The sequence below is a fragment of the Subsaximicrobium wynnwilliamsii genome (assembly GCF_007997225.1).
In the GTDB taxonomy this organism is placed as follows: Bacteria; Bacteroidota; Bacteroidia; order Flavobacteriales; family Flavobacteriaceae; genus Psychroserpens; species Psychroserpens wynnwilliamsii.
The window spans coordinates 228828-251732 of record NZ_VORM01000002.1; the positions used below are offsets into that span (position 1 = coordinate 228828).

General features: G+C 40.0%; 17 protein-coding genes. 14 read left to right on the forward strand and 3 right to left on the reverse strand.

The features are described 5' to 3' along the window. Positions 1-11 precede the first annotated feature (11 nt). From ESY88_RS02380 to era, 13 genes are all read left to right on the forward strand, one after another. A complete protein-coding gene (locus ESY88_RS02380) occupies positions 12-1154 on the forward strand; it encodes an efflux RND transporter periplasmic adaptor subunit (RefSeq protein ID WP_147085299.1) in 1143 nt (380 codons plus the stop codon). Between the two features lie 34 nt (positions 1155-1188). Beyond that, a complete protein-coding gene (locus tag ESY88_RS02385; protein ID WP_147085300.1) occupies positions 1189-4320 on the forward strand; it encodes an efflux RND transporter permease subunit in 3132 nt (1043 codons plus the stop codon). A gap of 26 nt (positions 4321-4346) precedes the next feature. Next, positions 4347-5759: an efflux transporter outer membrane subunit gene (locus ESY88_RS02390; protein WP_147085301.1), complete on the forward strand. Its 1413-nt coding sequence runs from the start codon at positions 4347-4349 to the stop codon at positions 5757-5759. A 265-nt stretch (positions 5760-6024) separates the two neighbouring features. Next, complete coding sequence (locus tag ESY88_RS02395; protein ID WP_147085302.1) at positions 6025-6351, forward strand: SpoIIAA family protein; 327 nt, start codon at positions 6025-6027, stop codon at positions 6349-6351. A 591-nt stretch (positions 6352-6942) separates the two neighbouring features. Next, positions 6943-8241: an NAD(P)/FAD-dependent oxidoreductase gene (locus tag ESY88_RS02400; protein ID WP_147085303.1), complete on the forward strand. Its 1299-nt coding sequence runs from the start codon at positions 6943-6945 to the stop codon at positions 8239-8241. A 701-nt stretch (positions 8242-8942) separates the two neighbouring features. After that, positions 8943-9422: a Dps family protein gene (locus tag ESY88_RS02405; protein WP_147085304.1), complete on the forward strand. Its 480-nt coding sequence runs from the start codon at positions 8943-8945 to the stop codon at positions 9420-9422. Between the two features lie 346 nt (positions 9423-9768). After that, positions 9769-10899 (forward strand): mechanosensitive ion channel family protein, encoded by a 1131-nt coding sequence (locus ESY88_RS02410; RefSeq protein WP_147085305.1) that lies wholly within the window; start codon positions 9769-9771, stop codon positions 10897-10899. Beyond that, positions 10896-11987 (forward strand): sensor histidine kinase, encoded by a 1092-nt coding sequence (locus tag ESY88_RS02415; RefSeq protein WP_147085306.1) that lies wholly within the window; start codon positions 10896-10898, stop codon positions 11985-11987. The genes ESY88_RS02410 and ESY88_RS02415 overlap by 4 nt, the downstream gene beginning before the upstream one ends. A gap of 3 nt (positions 11988-11990) precedes the next feature. Continuing rightward, a complete protein-coding gene (locus ESY88_RS02420; RefSeq protein ID WP_147085307.1) occupies positions 11991-13319 on the forward strand; it encodes a sigma-54-dependent transcriptional regulator in 1329 nt (442 codons plus the stop codon). Between the two features lie 546 nt (positions 13320-13865). Next, complete coding sequence (locus ESY88_RS02425) at positions 13866-15164, forward strand: Glu/Leu/Phe/Val family dehydrogenase (RefSeq protein WP_147085308.1); 1299 nt, start codon at positions 13866-13868, stop codon at positions 15162-15164. Positions 15165-15186: 22 nt separating this feature from the next. Beyond that, the gene (locus ESY88_RS02430) at positions 15187-15606 is read left to right on the forward strand and encodes a GreA/GreB family elongation factor (RefSeq protein WP_147085309.1); all 420 of its coding nucleotides are present in this window, start codon (positions 15187-15189) and stop codon (positions 15604-15606) included. A 132-nt stretch (positions 15607-15738) separates the two neighbouring features. Continuing rightward, complete coding sequence (locus tag ESY88_RS02435; protein WP_147085310.1) at positions 15739-16164, forward strand: hypothetical protein; 426 nt, start codon at positions 15739-15741, stop codon at positions 16162-16164. Between the two features lie 341 nt (positions 16165-16505). Beyond that, complete coding sequence (gene era / locus ESY88_RS02440) at positions 16506-17387, forward strand: GTPase Era (protein WP_147085311.1); 882 nt, start codon at positions 16506-16508, stop codon at positions 17385-17387. A 32-nt stretch (positions 17388-17419) separates the two neighbouring features. Here the strand turns inward: era and ESY88_RS02445 are convergent, their stop codons facing one another. Then, positions 17420-19153: a M14 family metallopeptidase gene (locus tag ESY88_RS02445; protein ID WP_147085312.1), complete on the reverse strand. Its 1734-nt coding sequence runs from the start codon at positions 19151-19153 to the stop codon at positions 17420-17422. A 116-nt stretch (positions 19154-19269) separates the two neighbouring features. On the opposite strand from ESY88_RS02445, the gene ctlX reads away from it, so the two are divergent. After that, positions 19270-20202 (forward strand): citrulline utilization hydrolase CtlX, encoded by a 933-nt coding sequence (ctlX, locus tag ESY88_RS02450; protein WP_147085313.1) that lies wholly within the window; start codon positions 19270-19272, stop codon positions 20200-20202. A gap of 136 nt (positions 20203-20338) precedes the next feature. On the opposite strand, the gene ESY88_RS02455 is transcribed toward ctlX, so the two are convergent. Both ESY88_RS02455 and ESY88_RS21860 read right to left on the reverse strand, forming a co-directional pair. Then, positions 20339-22396 (reverse strand): ATP-binding protein, encoded by a 2058-nt coding sequence (locus ESY88_RS02455; protein WP_147085314.1) that lies wholly within the window; start codon positions 22394-22396, stop codon positions 20339-20341. 338 nt (positions 22397-22734) lie between these two features. Next, complete coding sequence (locus ESY88_RS21860; RefSeq protein ID WP_147085422.1) at positions 22735-22896, reverse strand: glycosyl hydrolase 53 family protein; 162 nt, start codon at positions 22894-22896, stop codon at positions 22735-22737. Positions 22897-22905 lie beyond the last annotated feature (9 nt).

The window sequence follows — 22905 nt, forward strand, 5'->3', positions numbered from 1 at the left end:
CACCGAAACACATGAATACCATCACTAAAAACCTAATGCCACTGTTACTTTTGATCTTAGCAAGTTCTTGTGGAAATGATGAAGCTGGGCAAAATCCCGCTTCTGCCAAGCAACGCGCTATGGTGCTACCAGTAATTGAAGTGCCAACAAAAACAGTAACCGTCTATACTGATTATCCAACCAGTATTGAGGGTATCATAAACAGTGAAGTTCGGGCAAAAATCTCTGGGTATATTACCGACGTCTTGGTAGATGAAGGCCAAAAAGTACGCAAAGGGCAAACCTTGTTTAAGCTTGAAACACAATCCATGAACCAAGATGCCGCAGCAGCTCAAGCCAACGTGAATGCTGCCCAAGTTGAGGTTGACAAACTAAAACCTTTAGTGGACAAAAGCATCATCAGTCCTGTGCAGTTGGAAACTGCTGAAGCCAAATTGCAACAGGCAAAAAGCGCTTACAACAGCATCGCTTCAAACATTGATTACGGTACCATAACGAGCCCTGTTGATGGTTATGTTGGTTCGATTCGTTTGAGAAAAGGGGCGCTGGTTAGTCCAAGCAATGCGACACCATTGACAACGGTTTCAGACATTAGCGAGGTGTATGCTTATTTCGCCATGAACGAAAAGGAATATCTTGACTTTATCCAGAATGCCAAGGGAGAAACAAAAGAAGAAAAGATCAACAACATGCCAGAAGTGATTTTGATATTGGCCAATGGTACCGAGTATGGGGCTAAAGGAAAAATTCAAACCATCAACTCGCAAGTCAATAAACAAACTGGGACGGTCTCGTTTAGAGCGCAATTTGACAATGCCAACGGGATTTTAAACAACGGTAACAGTGGTGTTATAAAAGTACCAACTGTTTTTGAGAATGTTGTTGTGGTACCAAAGTCTTCAACCTTTGAAAATCAAAACAACCGATTTGTCTATACTATAAAAAAGGACAGCAGCGATGCCACTGTTGCAGCTTCAAAACCCATAATAATCAAAGGACAGAGCGGTAATTTGTACCTCATTGATTCAGGGCTCGAAAAAGGCGAAACCATTATTGCCAAAGGTTTGAGTAAACTGAGTGATGGTATGGCGGTACAGCCTAACAAGGTAGATTTCGATAGCATTGCACAGCCTATCATAAAGGAGTTTCAATAATCACAGTTTATACGATAACATAACTTAAGAGATCATGTTAAAGACATTTATAACGAGACCCGTACTCTCTACGGTCATCTCTATCATCATCGTAATTTTGGGTATTTTGGGGCTACAATCCCTGTCTGTGACGCAGTATCCCGATATTGCACCACCCACGATTCAAGTGTCTGCGACCTATCCTGGTGCTACTGCAGAAACAATTTTAGAAAGTGTAATCATCCCAATTGAAGAGCAGATTAACGGTGTGGAAGGGATGACTTATCTTACATCTACTGCGACCAATAATGGTACAGCCAACATTACTGTATATTTTGACCAAGATATTGATCCAGATATTGCTGCGATAAATGTTCAAAACCGCGTGGCTCGTGCCAATCCCTTGTTGCCTCAAGCAGTGAGACAAACTGGTGTGTTGACGCAAAAGCAACAAACTAGTGCCTTAATGTTCATTAGTTTTTTTAGTACTAATGAGGCCTATAATGACACCTATCTCCAAAATTATTTAAAAATTAACGCCGTACCTGCTTTTCAACGTATCAATGGAGTAGGTAATGTGACCGTTTTTGGCGCTAAGGATTATGCGATGCGCGTTTGGTTGAAACCAGATAAAATGTCGGCCTACTCATTGACACCTGCAGATGTTACAGCTGCCATTAACGAGCAGAGTCAGGAAGCAGCAGCGGGCACATTAGGTGAAAATAATGGTGAAGCATTCTCTTATGTCATCACTTATGATGGTCGTTTCAAAAATCAAGAACAGTATGAGAATATCATATTGAAATCTTTAGGAGATGGAGAATTCTTGAGATTAAAGGATGTTGCGAAAATTGAATTGGATGCACAATCGTATGCCTCAACCGCAAATACAAATGGTAATCCCAGTGTAGCCTTAGGTATTTTTCAAACAAAAGGATCTGATGCACAAGCTATTATTGAGGAAGTTAAGGCCGAGTTAGCGTCATTAGAAAAAGATTTTCCAGAAGGTATTGACTATTTGATTCCTTATGACACCAATGAGTTTTTGAATGCTTCCGTAGAAAAAGTGACGACCACGCTCATTGAAGCTTTTATATTGGTGTTTATTGTGGTGTTTGTCTTTTTGCAGGATTTTAGGTCTACATTGATTCCAGCGATTGCAGTGCCAGTCTCTATTATTGGTACTTTTTTCTTCTTGAATTTATTTGGGTATTCCATCAACTTACTAACACTTTTCGCGATGATTCTTGCGATTGGTATTGTTGTAGATGATGCTATTGTGGTCGTAGAGGCCGTACATGCCAAGATTGATGAAGGCGCCACAGATGTTCAAAAGGCAACTATTGAGGCCATGAGTGAAATTTCTGGAGCCATCATATCAATTACCTTGGTAATGGCTGCGGTATTCATTCCTGTTACCTTCGTGACAGGTCCATCGGGGGTGTTCTATGAGCAGTTTGGTGTGACGCTAATTGTGGCAATCATGATTTCAGCAGTGAACGCATTGACCTTAAGTCCTGCCTTATGTGCTTTGTTTTTAAAGCCACATTCTGAAGAAGAAAAGAAAAAAACCTATTTGCAGCGTTTCTATAATGCCTTCAACAAAGGGTTTGGTGCGATGACCAAGAAATACGGACAGTCGATAGGATTTCTATACCGACACAAATGGATAAATGTGGTCATTCTTTTAGCAGCCATTGCGGGTATTTGGTACGCGTCTGAAACCACACCCACGGGGTTTGTACCAGATGAAGACAGGGGCTTGGTCTTTGTGAATGTTGAACTTGCTCCAGGAGCATCTGTAGATAGAACTGCGGAAGTGAACCGGGATTTACGTGCTAAAATTAGACAAGTTGAAGGTGTTGAATCCGTGACCTTGATTAATGGTAGAAGTTTGATTAGTGGTGCTGGTAGTAACTACGGATTGGGATTTATTAAGCTGGAAAACTGGAGTGAGCGCGAAACCGACGAAACCTCAATAGATGCCATCATCGGGAACTTGTTTGGTGTAGCATCCACAATCCCAGAAGCTAAGATTATTTTCTTTTCGCCACCAAGTATACCCGGCTTTGGAAATTCTGCTGGTATCGAAGTGAATTTGTTGGACAGATCTGGGGGTGATTTCGAATCACTTGATCAAGTCAATCAGGAATTCATTGGCAAGTTGAGCCAAAGACCAGAATTTCAATATGCGCAGTCATCATTCAGTACAAAATACCCACAGTACAAACTGGACATCAATGTGCCATTGGCAAAAGAATACGGCGTTGATGTGAATAACATATTCAACACCATGCAAGGCTATATTGGAAGTATCTATGCCGCAGATTTTTCGCGTTTTGGGAAGCAGTTTAGGGTGTATATCCAAGCATTGCCTAGTGACAGAGCAGATAAACAGGACTTGAGTAATTTGTTTGTGAGAACAGGAACAGGCGAAATGGCGCCAATCACGCAGTTTGTAAGTTTGGAGCGTACATTTGGTCCGCAATCGGTAACGCGTTTTAACCTCTTTAACTCCACATCAATCACAGGCGCTTTAAACAAGGGCTTTAGTACAGGTGATGGCATTGCAGCGGTAGAAGAAGTAGCAGCCACCTTGCCTAGTAATTATTCTACGGCGTATTCTGGATTGACACGTGAGGAGCTGAAAGCAGGTAACCAAACGACCACAATTTTAATATTGGTTATTGTATTTGTGTATTTCTTGTTGGCAGCACAATACGAAAGTTATTTATTGCCATTTTCGGTGTTATTTTCACTGCCTTTGGGAGTTTTTGGAGCTTTCATTACCACAAAACTAGCAGGGCTGGAGAACAATATTTATTTCCAAATTGCGCTCATCATGTTGATTGGTCTCTTGGCGAAAAACGCAATCTTAATTGTGGAGTTTGCCATACAAAGACGTAGACAAGGCGAAAGTATCTATGATGCCGCGATAGATGGAGCGAAAGCACGTTTGCGTCCAATTTTAATGACCTCCTTGGCATTTATCTTTGGGTTGTTGCCATTGGTGTTAGCCACTGGAGTAGGGTCTGAAGGTAATAGAGCAATTGGTACCGGAGCCGTTGGAGGCCTGTTAATAGGAACTATTTTGGGGATTTTCATCATTCCCATCTTATATATGCTATTCCAATGGTTACAGGAAAAAGTGAGTTCTAAATCCAAACCAGTAAAAGAAGAAGCCTAATAGCCAATTTGAAAAGTAAAAGAGAAATGAAAAATTCAATAATCATAAAATTCAGTGTAGTCATCGTTACAATGCTTACGCTTCAATCGTGTTTCGTAGCTGAGGACTACACTAAGCAAGAATTGAAAGATGTCAATATAGATGAAGCGAAGTTTAGAACCGATAACCTTTCACAAGACACGCTCACAATGGCAGACGTATCTTGGAAAGAGATGTTTTCCGACCCTGTTTTAACACAGTATATTGAAAAGGGACTGGAAAACAACATCGATATTCGTGTGGCTTTACAGCAAATCATAGCATCCGAAGCTTATTTCAAACAGGGTAAAGCTAGTTATTATCCAACGTTTTCTGTAAATGCACAATACACCCATCAGGAATTGGCACCAAACAGTCAATTTGGATCCTTTTTTGACGGCGCATTGGATCAATATGATTTGACAGGCGCCTTATCTTGGGAAGCCGATATCTGGGGAAAAATTAGAAGTAATGAACGGGCCTTTCAAGCCAGTTATTTACAAACCGTAGCCGCCCACCAAGCAGTAAAAACTCGGTTGATTGCTAATATTGCATCGGTGTATTATCAATTGCTCGCTGTGGATGAACAGATTATCATTACAGAAAGCACCATTGAAACCCGAAGCAATGGTTTGGAAACTACCAAAGCCTTAAAAGAAGCTGGTAACCTTACCGAGGTAAGTGTAAAACAAACGGAAGCGCAAATATACACTGCCCAGGGGATTTTGGTTGATCTAAAGAACCAATCGCATATTTTAGAGAATACATTGTCAATTCTTCTAGGCGATATGCCAAAGGAAATGGAACGTTCCACATTGGCCGAGCAAGTGGTCACAACCGATCTAACCCTGGGGGTGCCATCGCAATTATTGAGCAATAGACCCGATGTGATTGCTGCGGAATTCAATTTGAGAAATGCCTTTGAACTCACTAACGTCGCGAGAAGCAATTTTTATCCCTCATTAACACTCTCGGCAAGCGGAGGTCTGCAAAGTTTGGAATTCGATAAATTATTTAGTGCCAATTCAATCTTCGCCACCTTTATTGGTGGTATTGCGCAACCGATATTGAATGGTAGAAAAATCAAGACGCAATACGAAGTATCGCAAGCACAGCAGGAGCAAGCCAGATTAAACTTTAAGCAATCCCTGCTCGTGGCCTCTAAAGAAGTGTCTGATGCCATGTTCAATTATAAGTCGGCTTCGGAAAAAATAGAAATCAAACAAAAAGAGTTTAATGCCTATGATCTGGCGATTGAATATTCTCAGGAATTATTGAATTACGGTTTGGCCAATTATCTTGAAGTGTTGAGGGCTGAAGAAAATGCGCTCAATTCAAGTTTAGATTTAGTGGGTGCTAAAAACAGCCAGCTGCAAGCGATTGTAGATTTGTACCAAGCCCTTGGTGGCGGTTGGAAATAAAGAGCATGACGGCTTTTGAGATATTTTTTTTGTGATCGGGATGCCCAAGGGAGGTAAACGATCCAAATTTTCGATCGTGCATCGCGGCAAAACTATTCAAACCCTTTTTGTTTAGCGTTAAGGGTTAATGCAATCGTGTCAATGGAACTGAAGACTATTAAATAGCTTTATTGCATAGTAAGGATTCAATCTCTTTTGGATTTTATTTACAGTTTAGCGAGAGTATTTTTTCAGTGACGAAATAGAATACTAAAACAAACATGGCATGTTCATTATCGCTAAAGATTTACCAAAAAACAGTATTGGGATTAAAGCTTCGGGAGAGACTACAGCACTGAATTATGATGGGATCAATCCAGTTTTGGAAATTCGAGATGAGTTCAATCGCAAGGCAAAATTGTTTATTGAAATCAGTGATTTTGATGCTTCAGCGAGCCAATTTTTTGAGGATGTTAAATCGAGCTTTAACCATCTCGACGATATTTGCGCCATGGCTGTGGTTGCAGATAAAATAGGGTTGCATAAGGACTCAGATCTTTTTTCATTCCTATTCCCTGGTCTTTTGATCAAGGAGTTTGGCGCTCATGAATAGGATAAGGCGCTGGCTTGGTTGAAACAGAAGTGAAAACGAATGTCCCAACTAGAAGTTTAAGTGTCCTCAAATCTAGGTCATGCGCAATGCGGAATTGTTGAGCCAGAATAAATGCAGTTGTTAATTGTCTGAAGTCTGATTTTTAAGCGCTGTTTTAAAAAATTTGGTTATCGATAGAGCCTTCAATATTTGGCGACTATAAAACGTACAACCTGATAAATTTAAAAGCCGAGAACATTTTAATTGAAAGTTTGCAACAGGTTTAGGGACTATTACGATTAAAGCTTTTAGGGAATTGGGAAACCTCAAGTTCTGAGTGATACGTTCTTAAATGTTGTAATAATTGGCTCTAGTTCAATCAAGCGATGATTCTTTAAATTTAAAATTCAGATATTTTGAGCTGTCTCAATTCTAGAAAATACAATTATTCCCTTTAGGGTCAGGGCAAAATTAATTGAATTTTCGGCATCATGTTCTTGTCCCTACCGATAGATATCGCGTCTAAAGGGCCACATGATGCCGAAAATTGTAGTATTCAGTTATAGTACCTGTTTTAAACTAGAGCCTAATAATTAAAAAGTATAAACCAACATGAAAGAAAAGCACATTGTAATTATAGGAGGCGGATTTGCTGGGGTTCACTTAGCCAAGGAACTTGCCGGTAAAAAAGGCGTTAAAGTCACTTTGGTAGATCGTAACAACTACAATTTCTTCCCACCGCTTTTGTATCAAGTGGCAACGGGCATGTTGGACATTTCTAGTATTTCCATCCCTTTCCGAGCGCTTTTCAAAGGAAAGAAGAACCTCTTTTTTCGCTTGGGAGAATTTGAGGAAGTCTTTCCTGAAGCGAATAAAGTAAAGCTCTCCACGGGAGAATTGCATTATGACGCTTTGGTAATTGCCACTGGTACAGTGAGCAATTTTTTCGGTATGGAAAATATCGAAAAAAATGCCTTACCAATGAAAACCGTAAACGAAGCCATAAAACTGAGAAACTACCTCATCATGGAAGGTGAGAAATATACCTATTGCACAGATGAAGATGAAAAACGCAAGATGCGAAACATCGTTATCTCTGGAGCAGGACCTTCAGGCGTTGAAATCGCGGGGATGATCGCAGAAATGCGTAAACGTACCTTAAGGGACATCTATCCCGAGTTGATTGACGAGCAATTGAACATCTATTTGGTAGATGCCGCTCCAACTGTGTTGCCTCCAATGCGGGAAAAATCACAGACTTACACAAAAAAGAGTTTGGAGGACATGGGAGTCATCGTGAAACTGAATAAAATGGTTTCCGATTACAAAGGGGATAAGGTCTATTTTAAAGATGGTGAAACCATTGAGACCAAAACATTGATCTGGACCGCTGGAGTTACAGCCATGAAATACAAGGGGATGCCTGAGGACAGCTATGAAAAAGGAAACCGACTAACTGTTGACGCCTTCAACTTGATAGCACATACAAAAAACATCTATGCCATTGGTGATGCCTGCATTCAAAAAACAGATCCTGAGTTTCCAAAAGGCCATCCGCAATTGGGAGCAGTCGCACAACAACAAGGAAAAGCTTTGGCAGCTAATTTTTTAGCCATGGTTGAACATAAAGAGCGCGATCCTTTTAGATATAATGATAAAGGCGCCATGGCGATCATTGGAGATCAAAAAGCGGTCGCAGATTTAACCACACCAAAAACAACATTAACAGGCTGGCTCGCATGGATCTCATGGTTATTTGTCCACCTTTATTTGTTGGTGAGTTACAGAAACAGATTTAGAACCTTCTGGAATTGGTTTAACGCCTACCTCGGCAAAGGGCAATCCCAAGGCATTATGATTGGTCGCACTGCGACAGATACCACAGCTTTGGAACCAAAAAACGAAGTTTGATGTTTTAACAATGAGTGTCTGGTAAAACTATTTGTTAGTGCCAACCAGACTCATTTTGAAGACCTTTTGCGCTTAGTTGAAATAGCAGGGTCTGCATTTTGGTCTTGTTCAGCAAACCTAAAGAGTTCGCCCAAATGTGATTTTTACTATAAGTCTTCGTTCTCAACTGGAGATTACTACCTGGAAGATTGTGGTATTTTAATTTTCTGATTTCAATAATCTGTAGGCATTGATCTTGTGGGTTGATGAAGCTAAAAGAGACAGCTTTAAAAACTTAAGCATTCAATTCCAAACTGAAGCTTGAAAATGAAATGATGATGGATCACGTCGGGGCGAACATAGCTTGCTGCCCTATGAAAATCTCATAAGTTTTGCTTAAGGACCTTTTGATAACAGTATCGCAATTTACTCACACAGTTATGAGATGCATAAAGTAGACGCTAAGCATCATGTAAAACAGTAAAAGGTCCAAAAAAAACGGCTTGCTTTTATTTAGGGTTTCAAAATGGAAAATTTATTAAATCCACTACAATTTTTACCGATTAGGTCAAGATGCAATCAAGGTTTTTTGTTCTTTTTCCTTGTTAATAGATCCATTTTTTCAGTTATAAATATTTTGGCATTTTATTAAGATTGAATTGAGATATATTAATTAATTTAGAAAAAGTACGAATCAATAACCAAAAAATAAACATTAAATTATGAAGACCAACATTGGAATTTCAAAAGAACATAGAGAAAAAACAGTAGGAATATTGTCAAAATTACTGGCAGATGAATTCCTGATTTACACGAGAACACTCCGTGCACACTGGAATTTAGAAGGCCATGATTTTCATACCAAACACTTGTTCTTTGAAGAACATTACAACGCCATTAAATTGTTTACCGATAGCGTTGCAGAACGTATTAGAAAATTAGGGCATTACGCACCCGCAACCATGGCAGAGTTTTTAGAACTAACCCACCTTAGTGAGAAGTATGAGGGCGACAATACAAGTTTAGAATACATAGAAGTGCTTCTAAAAGATCATGATAGCGTGATTAAATACATTCGTGAGAACATCTCCAAAGTCGAAGATGAATATAAAGACGTAGGTACCGGGGATTTCTTGACAGGACTCATGCAAGAGCATGAAGAAATGGCATGGATGCTAAGATCGACCATAGCTAAGAAATAAAATTACAGTTGGTGCGGTAAGTAGATCTTCTATGTAGTGATGCACTCAAACTTTAATGGTGGTTAGAAATTTTTTCACGAAAATTCTAACCACTATTTTTATGAGGTGTAGGGAACATTTGGTCAAGCTAGTGCTCGCTAATATTAAAAAGCTCAAAAATTCCAAAAGAAGAATTAATCAATTCCCTCGGGGCAAGCCCACCAGGTATGAAATGAAAGATGTATTTTGTGTTTCGAGGCAAGCCTCTGGGAATAAAACCCTGTGGAGGGATTTAAAATACCTTTAAACATAATGGCATTGCAACAAAGCATTTTTTTTGAAAACAATTTTAATATTTGTTAGAACTATGGAACAATTTTTAGAAACCTATAAACCACATCTTATAACTGCCGTTGTGATAATTGGCGCGTATTTGATGCTCCGTTTGCTTACCAATTTACTGCACAAATGGCTTTTGAAAAAGGAATTTCAAAAAATTCCTGATGCCTCACGTAGACCCATCAACTTGGTAAAAAGGGTACTCAATGTACTTTGGCTCATTCTAGGGTGTATCGCTTTGAGCTCTATATTTGTGGATCGTGAAAAGGATGCAGCCTTGACAGCTTATTTTAAATTGGCTGGCTATTTGGGATTCTTGGCAGTACTCACAATTGTGGCAGCTACAGCGGTAAATGTATGGTTTAAGGTCAAGATCAAAGAGAAAATCGAAAATGAGTTTGATCCCACCAGTTATAAATTTTTACGCTATGTTGTTGTTTTTATCATTTGTTTTGTAGGCATCCTATTTGGCCTCTTGGCCTTCCCTTCGCTTCGCGGGGTTGCCCAAACCGCTTTGGGTGGGGCAGGGGTAATAGCGCTTATAGCAGGTGTGGCGTCTCAAGAGGCGCTGTCCAATTTGGTGGGTGGTGTTTTTATAATTTCCTTTAAACCTTTTAAAATTGGCGATATTGTTAAAGTCACAGATACCATGGTGGGCAGGGTCACAGATATCACTTTGAGACATACCGTCATTAGAAATTTTGAAAATAAAATGATCGTGATCCCAAACGCTATCATCAATAAGGAGAAACTGATTAATTATGATTTAGGGGAATTGAAATGCTGTGAGCACGTAGAAATTGAAATTGCCTTTGATAGTGATATTGATCTGGCAAAGAAAATCCTTCAGAACGAATGTGAAAAACATCCGCTTATTTACGATAACCGTACTTTATTGGAAAAGAAAGATGGAAAAGCCATGGTGCGAACAGCTCTAATTAAACTCAATGACTCCTCCATGACGATTAGGGCCTGGGCTTGGTCTGAAAATTTCACAAATTCCTTCGCACTCAAATGTGATGTGTTTGAGAGCGTGGTTAAGCGTTTTGCCAAAGAAGGTGTGGAGATACCATATCCTTACAGATCGTTGGTTTTTAAGCAAACTCTAGCCAATGAAGGCGAAGACGAACAAGCGGAAACAAAAGCGCAAACCAAATGAATACTACTGAACAAGAACTAAAGGAACGTATTAAGGAGCTTACTTGCCTCTACGAGGTGTCTTCCATAATTAGTCATGCCAATTACGAACTCATCCAAGACACTTTGAAGGCGATTGCCTTTAGTTTGAAAAAGGCATTCCAATATCCCGAAAAAACCGATATTACCATAAATACCAGCGTATTTTCATTTAGCACCAAAGCCATTCAAGATCCAGCCATAACACTGCGGTCTAATGTGCTCGTCTTCAATAAAAACAAAGGGCAGATCATAGCTCATGCCTTGGCTTCAGAATTCAAGCCGACTGATTTCCCGAAGGAGGAACAATTACTCTTGGATAATGTGGCGCTCAAACTGGGCAGTCTCTTTGAGCGCATAGAAATTGAAACTAATGAACGCTCCCTTAAGCGGCAAATGGAACGTGCAGACCGATTGGGTATCTTGGGTGAAATCACTGCGGGTATAGCCCATGAGCTCAACACCCCTTTGGCAAACATTCTCGGTTTTGCCGAATTATTACAAAACGAGCTCAAAAACGATCCCAAACATGCCGAGGATTTGGATAAAATCATCCAAAATGCCATATTTTCACGAGAAGTGGTCAAAAACTTAATGTTCTTTGCCTGTGAAATGCCTCAGGAAATGAAACGGGTCAACATCATCCCGAACATCAAAAATGCCATCCATCTTTTGGATGCCACCTTTAGAAAGGAAAAGATAAAATACTTGGTAAAAATTGATGCAGAAGAATTGTGGCTTCGTGCAGATCCCATACAGATCACACAGATTTTCTTTAATTTGTTGATCAATGCCATTTATTTCTCCCCGGAAAATGGATTGGTTGAAATTGAGGCGCATCAAAGCGAAACAGACATCATCCTTAAAATAGCAGATGAAGGCAAAGGATTTACTGCGGAAGCTTTAGAGCGTATTTTCGAACCCTTTTTCTCAACAAAGCCCATGGGAGACGGTTCTGGTCTGGGCCTAAGTGTGGTGCATGGCATCATTACCTCTCATAAAGGTACCATAGTTGCTGAAAATAACAGTAAAAATGGGGCTACCTTCACCATAACCTTACCTAAAAATTAACGCATGCAATTACGCAAGGAAAACATACTAATAGTTGATGATGATATCAATATACTTGAACTCTTGCAGCGACATTTGCAGTCTTGGGATTACCATAGCTTCAAAGCCGTTTCGGTCAAGGAAGCCGTTGCCATTTTGCGGGATACTAAAATCGATTTATTGATTACCGATTTAAGAATGCCTGAAATTGACGGGTTTGAGCTCATCAAATTTGTTTCTGAGCATTATCCGGGGCTCCCTAAATTGATGGTTACCGGCTATCCTTCGGTTCAAGATTCGCTTACCGCTATCAAATCGGGAGTGGTGGGCTATTTAACAAAGCCCTTTACTAAAGCCGAGTTGAAGTCGGCCATCGCCGCATCCCTGGCGGCTTCGGAAAAAGAAATAGCTCCTTCCTCAAAGCCTTCCGCAGCAAAAAATGAGGCTTATGGAGACATTATTGGTGCTTCAGAAAAAATCCGGGATGTCATCCAAATTATTGAACGGGTCAAAAATAACAAAGCAACGGTTTTTATCAAAGGCGAGAGCGGCACTGGGAAAGAGCTTGTGGCGCGTGCCATTCATTATCAGGGCCAATTTTCACGTGCACCATTTATTGCAGTCAACTGTGGCGCCATTCCAGAAAATCTGTTGGAATCGGAATTGTTTGGCTATGTCAAAGGTGCTTTTACAGGTGCCGATACCAACCGCAATGGCTTTTTTCAAGCGGCCGATGGGGGCAGTATTTTTCTGGATGAAATAGGCAATGCCTCCTTGGCTGTGCAATCCCGATTGTTACGGGTGCTGCAAGAGAAAGAAGTGATCAAGGTGGGGGCCACTAAATCAGAACCCGTAGATGTGCGTATCATCGCTGCCACCAATAGCGACCTGGGTGATATGATTCAGAAAAAGAGTTTTAGGGAAGATCTGTTTTACCGTTTGACTGTGGTTGAAATTGAGGTGGCACCACTTCGTCAACGCAAGGATGATATTGTACCTTTGGTCAATAAATTCTTGTTCAAGTACGGTGTGGAATACAAAGACCGCTATGTGAAGATCGCTCCAGAAGTTATGGCGATTCTAAAACGTTACGACTGGCCAGGTAATATTAGGGAACTGGAGAACATCATTCAACGCGCGGTGATCATGTGCGATAAAATAATTGAATTAGAGCATCTGCCAGACCATTTAAAATATAAGCTTAAACTTTCTAGCGATGTACTGTTGCCTCTTAAAGATATAGAAAGACAGTATATCGAAAAGGTGTTAAGAGCCACGGGAAACAATAAAACCAAAGCTGCAGAAATCCTGCAAATAGACCGCAAGACCATTCGGCAAAAATTAGCCGAGTAATGGCCTAAATAAGCGATACATTCGCACCCAGTTGGGTAATTTAGTACCGCATGAAAAAATATGTTTAATTTCTAAAAAACATGTAAATCATTTATTTCCAAGGAGTTAATTGTTTTTGATTCACATTTGAGTATTTATGGTATGGGCATTGCCTTTAAAGACTTGAAAATGATAAAAATTGAATTATGCGCTCAAATGATTTTAATATATGCCCATCATGTTCATATCTCAATACTTGTGTATTGACTGCTCATAAGGACACCGTTTGGTCATGTAGCGAATTTGAGGAAATGAAACCTCTAAAAGCTAAAAATACCCCAGTAAAGAAACCAGTGCCGCAATTTTTACATTTTAACCACTAAAAATAAAAGAATGATATCCAAGAAAATAATCAAAAAACTAAGAGAATTAATGCCATCTGGCAAGCTTGTTCAAGTGCGTCCCATTCCCATTGAAAATTTGGGAAATCACAAAATTTTTAAAAGAACACGATTGAGATAAAAGCATACCGAAAAACAAAATAACAAAAAATTAAACAAGAATTACATGACACTAGTAGCAGATCAAAAGAAACAGAAGAAACCAGCCGTAAGAGGCATGATGGAAAATGTTATGGAGCAGTTCAACAGTGCTGCAGACCAAATCAATTTGCACCCTAACATACGTAAGATCCTTAGTATTACCAATAATGAGATCGTTGTCAATTTCCCTGTAAAAATGGATAATGGCGAAGTAGAGATCTTTAGAGGCTATCGTGTACAGCACAATAATGCATTGGGGCCTTATAAAGGAGGTTTGCGTTACCACCCAACTGTTGATATCGATGCAGCACGCGCTTTGGCAATGTGGATGACCTGGAAGACCTCTTTGGCAGGATTGCCTTACGGTGGAGGTAAAGGTGGCATCCAACTAGATCCTTCAAAATATTCCAAAGACGAATTGGAGCGTATCACAAGACGTTTCACATTTGCTTTGGCAGATAATATTGGACCAGAGCATGATATACCGGCTCCAGACATTAACACCAATAGCCAAACCATGGCTTGGATGGCCGACACTTACATGAGTACAAGACCACCTGCAGAGCGTACCGCTAACCAGCATGTGGTTACCGGTAAGCCAGAAGGCAGTGGCGGACTCGAAGGCAGAGATAGAGCTACAGGTTATGGCGTTTATTTAACCATTAAGTTTTGGGCCGAAAAGAACGAAATGACTTTAAAGAACAAGAGATTCATCGTTCAAGGTTTTGGCAATGTTGGGTATTGGGCAGCGCATTTTCTTGAAAATGAAGGTGCTAAATTAGTTGCCGTTCAAGATGCTTATGGCAGTATTGAAAACCAAGATGGAATCAATGTGGCATCGCTTTTCAATTATGTACAAGCTCACAAAGGCAGTTTTGTTGATTTTCCAGATGCAGACCCTATAGATAAAGATTCTTTTTTTGGTACCGATTGTGACATTTGCATCCCTGCAGCATTGGGCAACCAAATCACAAAAGAAAACGCGTCTCAACTCAAGGCGACACTTATTGCTGAAGGCGCCAATGGCCCAATAAATGTGGAAGGTGAGAAAGCATTGTTGAAACTTGGCAAAACCATCATTCCAGATATTCTTTGTAATTCTGGTGGTGTGATTGGTAGCTATTTTGAATGGCTGCAAAACCGAAACGGTGAACTTTGGCAATTGGATGAGGTCATGGTCAAATTGGATAAGAAACTCAATGAGTCCTTCAATAAGGTCTGGGAATATTCACAACGCAGATCCATGGATATGAGAACTGCCGCTTATTGTATCGCTATTGAGCGTATTGAAAAAGCGTATGTGCAAAGAGGTATATTCCCATAAATAGATCAATGCAAAAGTCATAATGAAGTACGGAAGCTTAATATTGGAAAAAAAAGAGTATGTCTACCTAAAGCGTATTCTCAATATATCTGGCTATGTTGGCGACCATGAGACCCAAAAGTCTTTGGTAAAATTGGCCGAGGAACTTAAAACAGCTCATATCGTGGACGAGGAAAAAATGCCAAAAGATGTAGTGCGCTTTAATAGCCACGTCAAGGTGTCGTCAGACAAGGGCTGGGAGCGTGCGTTTCAAGTTGTGATTCCGGTGGATAAGGATTTTAAGCTAAATAAGATCTCTGTCTTAACGCCCATGGGATCAGTATTATTGGGCTATTCTGAAAGTGATACCGTAGATTGGAATTTACCTGGTGGTAACGAAAAATTGAAAATTACCAGCGTTCGCCATGAAGAAACCTATAATGGCATAGACATTACTTTGTAAATAATTGGGTTGTGCCCGTTTGTGGCACAACCTTGATTTTCAAACTCCATTTTGATTTTAAATGAAAATTTAAAATAGCGATTTTTGAAGATCTTTATGAGTGAGATTCAGGAACTAAAAAAATTTGAAACCATGAAAGCAAAACCTTTAGAAGTATTTGATCATGATACCGACGTTGATACTACCCATAAAAACAATTCCATTGAGCTGGATCATTGGATCAATCATTTGAGTTCCATCAAAAAAGAGTTGTTCAATCTTGTTGAGCTATGCAGTGCAGATTTAAACTTAGGCAAAGCTGAGAATGATGTGTTGAAGCGCCTTCAGAAGAAAGAAGATGAAAATGAGAATTTGTTGAATGCCATGTTGAGTTATTCAACTTCAAGAACCAATATCATTGAGTGTGAAGATACCCAATGCGACATATTTTACATTGCCGAGCATGAAACCTACAGAAGTAGCTATGACTATCAGATTGATAAATACCAAGGCTTAAAAGATAGATTCTTCAAGGAAGAGCATGGCAAAATCTCCCTAATTGAAGTACCTAAAAAATAGGGAAAGTTGTAGCGACTTTGTCTTCAAATGATGATAATGTCTTAGTGCCCATGCACTATACATGCCAAAGTGAAGTTTAAAGGCTATAGTGAACCAAAATCCAGTTTTAATGATGCGTTTAGCTGGGCACCAATTAAGAGTTTGAGACTATAGCATTAAGATATTTTTTTGTTTTTTGTTTTTCGATGAATATGGCAATACTTAGATAATTCTTATCTTTTTATTGTCATATTCTTATTTAAGACCTTTCCTAAAAAATAATGGTTTGTAAAAGGTAAATACAAATTTATGCTGAAATAATAGCCTTAACATTGTAACTTTGCACTACAAAAGCATCAATTATGGCACATAAAGCAGGTTTCGTAAATATTATAGGCAATCCCAACGTGGGGAAATCCACTTTGATGAATGCCTTTGTGGGCGAAAAATTGTCCATCATTACCTCTAAGGCACAAACCACGAGGCACCGTATTTTGGGCATTGTAAATGGCGAGGATTTCCAGATGATCCTAAGCGATACGCCAGGCATCATCAAACCCGCTTATGAGTTGCAGGCGTCAATGATGGATTTCGTTAAATCTGCCTTTGACGATGCCGATATCTTGGTGTACATGGTAGAGATTGGCGAACAGGAACTCAAGGATGAGGCTTTCTTTGTAAAGATTACCAATTCTAAGATTCCGGTGTTGCTGCTGCTCAATAAAATTGATAAGTCCAATCAAGAACAATTGGAAAGCCAAGTACAATTATGGACTCAAAAAGTACCCAATGCTGAAATTTTTCCCATCTCGGCCTTAGAAGGTTTCAACGTCAAGGAAGTTTTTGAACGCATTGTGGAACTTTTACCAGAATCACCTGCCTTTTATCCCAAAGATCAATTGACCGATAAGCCAGAACGCTTTTTCGTTAATGAAACCGTTAGGGAGAAAATCTTGATGCACTACAAAAAGGAAATCCCTTATGCAGTCGAAATCGATACTGAAGAGTTTTTTGAAGAGGAAACCATCATCAAGATGCGCTCGGTAATCATGGTTGAACGTGAAACCCAAAAGGGCATCATCATTGGCCATAAGGGCGCAGCGCTCAAAAGAGTAGGTGTGGAAGCCAGAAAGGATCTCGAAAAATTCTTCGGCAAGCAAGTGCATCTCGAGCTATACGTAAAGGTCAACAAAAACTGGCGTAGTGACCAGAGACAGCTCAAGCGTTTCGGGTATAATAAATAAATTTTCTTTGATTTCGCGGAAGGCTCTTATGCTCAAAACACCCGATAGACCGGATAGTTCAAATGTGCCTGTTCATAATTCGGGCTTTGTTTGTGTAGCCAATCCAACTGTGCGTACCAATTATTGGCGAAGTCTTGATCCTTATTTTTTTTCTGAAGAAACTCTGCTTTCAAATTGGGATGTTTTTTCAATAATTCAGCGGCCATATCTTCCCATACGTAAGGCGAAAATCCTTCTTTCTGCTGAAGTATGGTATCAAAGAAATTCCAATTGAAAAACGAGTCGGTTGCTTGTGGCTCTAAGGTTTCCAAAAGGTAGCGTATCCCGTCTTGTTGGGTGCTAATGAAGTAATCGCCTTTGCGGAAGCTCATTTCTTTTTCAGAAGTTTCCACGTTCACATCATAATGCGCATAATGGCCTTCATAGGCAGCAGTTCGGGTATCGTAATCCTTGATGCGGTAAGCACTAACGCTAAAGCTCGTATCTCGCTTGAATTGGGTCATCTCAATCGCGTTGATTTTTAGAAGCTCAATGACCTGCCACCAACCTTGGGGGATCACATAAGCCTTCGGGATTTGAACTTCCAGACTTGGTTTGAAATAATTCTGATAAGCAACTGCTTTGGTAAACGGTTTGGAGCGATCATACTTTAAACGATCGGCTCCAGTTAGGGTACTCTTTATCATTTGACCTTCATACCCTTTAAATTGCAAGGTTGACCTTTTACTGCTGTCCACTTCCCATTGTATGGGATAGCTGCTCTGGTTTTTAAAAGCTTCAAACGCAGCTTTTCGCAGTGCTGCAATTTTTTCCCCGTCTTTTTCGGTCAGTTCAATCATGCTTTTCATGAGCTCATAGGTGCCTTCAACGCGCTGTTTGTAGGGTTTGAGCATGTGTGTTTCTACCATCATGCCCAAACTATTCCAAAGCGTGGAGTAGCCAGTGGAATAACGTGGATGATCCATAAATTGGGAAAACCCTTTTTCTGGCACCGTATTGAAAACATTCACGTAGGGCGTAACGTCCCAGGATTTTTCAGTCAACTTTTGCTCTAAACCTGGCATCAATTCCTCATTGAGGTAAGTGCCCAGATTCCCGCCCAACTTATTGTGCTGCGTAAACAAGTGGGTCAAGGTATATTGATAATCGGCACCATTGCTTACGTGGTTATCAATAAACACATCGGGTTTTACCAAGTGGTAAATCTCAGCAAAGCTTCTGGCGTTTTTGGTATCACTTTTTATAAAATCGCGATTGAGGTCAAAATTGCGGGCGTTGCCTCTAAAACCATACATTTTTGGGCCGTTTTGATTGGTTCTGGAAGTTGGGTTTCGGTTCAAGCTACCACCCACATTGTAAATGGGAATCGTTACCAATACGGTAGTTTTTGGCATCTCAATCTTACCCTGAACAATGTCCCTAAACAAGAGCATGGTCGCATCAATGCCGTCGGGCTCTCCAGGATGAATGCCATTATTGATGAGCAGGATGCGTTTGTTTTTTCTAATTTCGGTAAAATCAAAATCGGCATCTGCATTTACAGTCACTACATGCAATGGCATGCCCGAATCGGTACTGCCCATGGCCTTTAAATTGATTTCAGGATAAGTTTCGGCCAGACGCTCGTAGAAATTGATGGTTTCCTCGTAGGTCGCGGTCTCTGTGCCATTGGAACTTTCAAATTTGGTATTGAAATCAAAAGTTGCTTGTTTTTTTTCCGAAGAACACGCGTAAAAGAGAAGGAGAATGCAGCAGAATTTTTTCATGGAATGGTGTTTAAATGCCTTCAAAATTAATCAAAAATAGGCTAATAAATTTGTGCTGTATTTGCAGGAGGTTCGCCCCTAAAATCCTTAATTTTGCAGATCAATTCATTTTAGATATGTCACAAATTACCAATACCATACTTATGATTCGTCCTATAAGTTTCAGGATGAACGAGGAAACTGCAGTCAATAATTATTTTCAGCAGGATTTGAGCATCAAAAATGCCGAAATCAATGCCAAAGCCCAACATGAGTTTGATGCTTTTGTTGAAAAGCTGAAGGCGGTTGGTGTGAACGTCATTGTGGTGCAGGATGACAAAACTCCAGATACACCAGATTCCATATTTCCAAACAATTGGGTAAGTTTTCATGAAAATGGGGATATTGGTCTCTATCCCATGTTTGCTGAAAATCGCCGTAAAGAACGCCGAGAGGACGTATTTCTGACTTTAGAGGAAGCAGGATTTAAAATCAACAACATTGTTGATTATACCACAGCAGAAGATGAAGCGCTATATTTGGAAGGCACTGGTAGTATTCTTTTGGATCGGGTGCATAGAAAGGCGTATTGTGCGTTGTCACCGCGCGCCGATGAGGATTTATTCATTGAATTTTGTGAGGATTTTGAATACACGCCTGTTGTGTTCAATGCGTATCAAGATGTTGATGGTAAACGCTTGGCAATCTACCATACCAATGTCATGATGTGTTTGGCAACCGATTTTGCGGTAATCTGTTTGGACAGTATTGATGATAAAAAAGAACGCAAGACCGTTGTAAACAGTTTAAAGCAAGATGGAAAAACGATAATTGCCATAAGCGAAGCACAAATGCACGAGTTTGCTGGTAATATGTTACAGGTGGAAGGCAAGAACGGTCAAGCCTATTTGGTCATGAGTCATGCTGCTCACGAAAGCCTAACAACCCAACAAGTTGGAACCATTGAAAAATTCTGCCCCATACTCTCCAGTTCTTTGGAAACCATAGAAACCTGCGGTGGCGGAAGTGCGCGATGCATGATGGCTGAAGTGTTTCTACCTAGGGATTAATGATTGACGATTTTTGATTTTTGATTTTCGAAGGTCGGGAATTTGGAACCTGCCGGCAGGTTTGAATCTTGATCTAAAATACTTTGAACCTTGAACCTTGAACCTTGAACCTTGAACTCTGAACTCGAAAACCCCTCTAGCTTACCGGTTTCATTTTAGGTAGCTCCACATAGAATTTTGTACCAACATTGAGTTTGCTTTCTACCCAAATTCGCCCACCATTGAGTTCTACCAATTCTTTGCAGATGGTCAAACCGAGACCGTTGCCTTTTTCATTGTTGGTACCGGTGGTTGTGAAGTTGGAGTTCAGGAAAATTTTTGAGAGGTTTTCATTGGAGATGCCAACGCCAGTATCTTCCACACAAATTAAGCTTTTGCCTTGATGATCGGTATTTGAGATCGTGATCACATCGCCCACGCTGGTAAACTTCACAGCATTTGTGATTAGGTTTTGAATTACGATTTCTACCATGCTCTTATCGGCATAGATGAAATCACGGTGAGATTCGTCAATAAATGCGATGCGTTTTTGCTCCACTTTCTGCTCCACCAAACTCATCTTATTGTGAAACACATCTTGGATGTTGAATATCTCAGGTTTCGGTTTTAGATTCTGCATTTGGGATTTGGACCAATTGAGCAGATTGAACAGCAAGTCTGATGCGCTATCGGCGTTCTCGCTCAATTCTGGAATGAGGTCTTGAAATTCCTCGCGAGAGAGGTTGTCATCCTTCAGCAAATCAATAAAGGCCTTTATCGAGGAAATGGAATCTTTTAAATCATGTGAAACTATGGAGAACAAACGATCCTTGACTTTATTGACTTCCTCCAAATTTTTGATCTTATCAGCATAGACCTTGTTTTGGGAAACGAGGCTTGCATCTGGTTGGGTGGAAACACTGTGTTTTTGCGATTTCTTCCTGCGTTCTATATAATAAAGTAAAAACATGGTGCCAACAATCAATAGCAATACAGATAGCACAGCTATTACAATTAGAAGTGCACCGTCAGTTTCCTTGTTGGTGTTGAGGGCCTCTTTCTTTTCGGCCAATGCTTTGAAATAGTTGATGTCCTCAAGTAGATCGGGTTGAGAATCTTCTGTTATGGTTGGGAGTATGGGAGTGTTTTCCTTATCCAAAGCTGTTTTGAGCGTGTAGTATTTACCTTGCCAGAAAAATGCATTTTGAAAATTCTTGTTAATGGAATCCCATTCTTTTTGCAACCGGTAATTGGTCAATAACTGGGATTTGTCAGTGATGCGTTCTGCAAGGTCGTGGGCTTCATTGATTTGGATTCTTGCCAAGCGCGTTTTTCCCTGTTGCATGTTCAAACTGCCCATGGCGTTCAATGAGCGTACGATGCCGTCACTGTTTTTGATGTTTCGATTGAATTTCAATCCTTCGGCCAAATAGTTCCCTGCTTTCTCATAATTCTTGAATTCCAGGTACTCCACGCCAATTCTTGGTAGGATTTCTCCTTTGAGCGTATCGTCTTCCGCAGCATTTAACAGTCCTAATACGTCTTCATAATACTCAATGGCTCTGCGATGTTCTTTACGTTCAGAATAAAGCATCGCGATGTTTTTTGTCGACAACTTAATGCCCAAACTATCGAGAAGATCTTGTCTTACTCGCAAGGCCTTTATGTTGTACTCTAAAGCTTTGTCTGTTTGATGTGTTCTGTAATACGCTTCAGCAAGACTGTTGTAAGCGCTGCTTAGTTCGGTTTTTAAGTTCTTATCCTCAAAAATTTTAATGGCCGATAGTGAGTTTTCGAGGCCAACGCTATAATTGCCCCGTTTGATTTCTATAATGCCAATGCTGTTATTGACCTTGGCAATGCCAATGGTATCGCCCAATTGTAAATAGATTTTGAGTGATTTGTTAAAACCGTCAATGGCATTGTAATAATCGTTTTTGTCTGAATAGATAAGTGCTTTGTAGTAATTGGCATCGGCAACACCTTTAGAGTGGTTCAATAGGTTGGCAAGACGCTCAGTTTTGTCAATATATAACAGTGCTTTTTTATAGTCCGCATTATGGTACAGTGCATTTACCAAGAGCAAAGAGGTCTCTACCTTGGCAGAGTCTTGCTTTTGATATGCTAACTGCACGGTCAGGCTGTCTATATTATCTGTTTGGGAAAAACCAAATAATGTAGCACATAAAACAGCTAAAGTCAATAACTGTTTCATAGTCTGGCTAGGGCAACTGTAATTGCAAAATTATTTCGGCGAAAATACCTTTTGAGGGATGGGTAAATAAGTCTCGAAAATAATAAAGACAATCTAAATAAAGATTGATTATTATATTTCATCAAGTTTGGGACTTTGATTAATAGCTACCCAAAAATGATTAAAAGGGTTCTAAATATCTAATTTTTGGGTTTTAATACCGATAAATTAGTTGAAGTGGTTTTAAGGCGTTTTTCAAATAATCGACGAATAGTTGAAATGCCAAAATCTAGGAGAAACGACACTATCATCGATGAACGGTAATCTAAACTTAGGCTATTGGTACGAGTCAACTAAAATCAATTATCCTCAAATACATCAAGTCCTGGCAAGGCCTTGTGTTCAAAGTCAAACAGGCATTGATTTTCGCAGGCCGAGCCTTGTGTTGAGGTGTTTTCATTTCCTGCAAAGGCCAACCAATCTGGCGCCCAACAGAAAAATAAATTTACGCTGTTGGGAATTCACTTTTA

Bases quoted from the DNA above. Each gene is read 5' to 3' on its own strand.
- ESY88_RS02380 (WP_147085299.1), top strand. From the start codon at position 12: ATGAATACCATCACTAAAAACCTAATGCCACTGTTACTTTTGATCTTA.
- ESY88_RS02385 (WP_147085300.1), top strand. From the start codon at position 1,189: ATGTTAAAGACATTTATAACGAGACCCGTACTCTCTACGGTCATCTCT.
- ESY88_RS02390 (WP_147085301.1), top strand. From the start codon at position 4,347: ATGAAAAATTCAATAATCATAAAATTCAGTGTAGTCATCGTTACAATG.
- ESY88_RS02395 (WP_147085302.1), top strand. From the start codon at position 6,025: ATGTTCATTATCGCTAAAGATTTACCAAAAAACAGTATTGGGATTAAA.
- ESY88_RS02400 (WP_147085303.1), top strand. From the start codon at position 6,943: ATGAAAGAAAAGCACATTGTAATTATAGGAGGCGGATTTGCTGGGGTT.
- ESY88_RS02405 (WP_147085304.1), top strand. From the start codon at position 8,943: ATGAAGACCAACATTGGAATTTCAAAAGAACATAGAGAAAAAACAGTA.
- ESY88_RS02410 (WP_147085305.1), top strand. From the start codon at position 9,769: ATGGAACAATTTTTAGAAACCTATAAACCACATCTTATAACTGCCGTT.
- ESY88_RS02415 (WP_147085306.1), top strand. From the start codon at position 10,896: ATGAATACTACTGAACAAGAACTAAAGGAACGTATTAAGGAGCTTACT.
- ESY88_RS02420 (WP_147085307.1), top strand. From the start codon at position 11,991: ATGCAATTACGCAAGGAAAACATACTAATAGTTGATGATGATATCAAT.
- ESY88_RS02425 (WP_147085308.1), top strand. From the start codon at position 13,866: ATGACACTAGTAGCAGATCAAAAGAAACAGAAGAAACCAGCCGTAAGA.
- ESY88_RS02430 (WP_147085309.1), top strand. From the start codon at position 15,187: ATGAAGTACGGAAGCTTAATATTGGAAAAAAAAGAGTATGTCTACCTA.
- ESY88_RS02435 (WP_147085310.1), top strand. From the start codon at position 15,739: ATGAAAGCAAAACCTTTAGAAGTATTTGATCATGATACCGACGTTGAT.
- era (WP_147085311.1), top strand. From the start codon at position 16,506: ATGGCACATAAAGCAGGTTTCGTAAATATTATAGGCAATCCCAACGTG.
- ESY88_RS02445 (WP_147085312.1), bottom strand. From the start codon at position 19,153: ATGAAAAAATTCTGCTGCATTCTCCTTCTCTTTTACGCGTGTTCTTCG.
- ctlX (WP_147085313.1), top strand. From the start codon at position 19,270: ATGTCACAAATTACCAATACCATACTTATGATTCGTCCTATAAGTTTC.
- ESY88_RS02455 (WP_147085314.1), bottom strand. From the start codon at position 22,396: ATGAAACAGTTATTGACTTTAGCTGTTTTATGTGCTACATTATTTGGT.